Source organism: Clostridium sp. AF27-2AA (assembly GCF_003478505.1).
In the GTDB taxonomy this organism is placed as follows: Bacteria; Bacillota; Clostridia; order Lachnospirales; family Lachnospiraceae; genus Brotaphodocola.
Window position 1 is genome coordinate 1 of record NZ_QUFI01000084.1, and the last position, 560, is coordinate 560.

2 pseudogenes are annotated in these 560 nt (G+C 52.0%); both read left to right on the plus strand.

Going from position 1 to position 560, the window contains the following annotated elements:
- Positions 1-269: pseudogene (locus DWY84_RS17200) on the plus strand (DNA primase); the annotation flags it as partial.
- A pseudogene (locus tag DWY84_RS17205) lies at positions 238-560 on the plus strand (virulence-associated protein E); the annotation flags it as partial. The pseudogenes DWY84_RS17200 and DWY84_RS17205, both read left to right, overlap by 32 nt.

Consider the following 560-nt stretch of genomic DNA (forward strand, 5'->3'; position numbering starts at 1 on the left):
TGCTTCGGGCATGGAGAAAGGATTATGCCCCGCACTCCCCGGAGGAAGCCTTTCATCCACGGTTTGTGGAAGCCTTACAGAAGCAAGACCAAGTGGAATATCTGCTGGATGTGCTGCTCTTTGGGGAGACAGAGGAAAAAGCAGCTTTGATTACGGACTACGGGAAGGATGTGATACAGCTTGAAAAGCGAATGGCAGAGCTTGCCGCCGCAAACGCAGCAAGAACTAAAAAACACCATGAACGCCATGCAGCCGCCCCAGAGCATTGAGGAAATCAAGGCGGGGCTGGAAACTACCGAGAAAGGCGGTGTCCGTCAGAGCATACGGAACTGCCTGACCGTATTCCAGCGTGACCCGCTGCTTTCCGGGGCTATCGCATACAACATCCTGACCGACCGCAAGGACATCATAAAGCCCATCGGCTTCCACAGGGAAAGCACCGCCCTGAACGATACAGATATGAAGTATCTGCTTCTCTATCTGGAAGAAACCTACGGGCTTACCAATGAGAAGAAGATTGATAACGCCATCGGGATTGTGGCGAATGAAAACAAGTACCA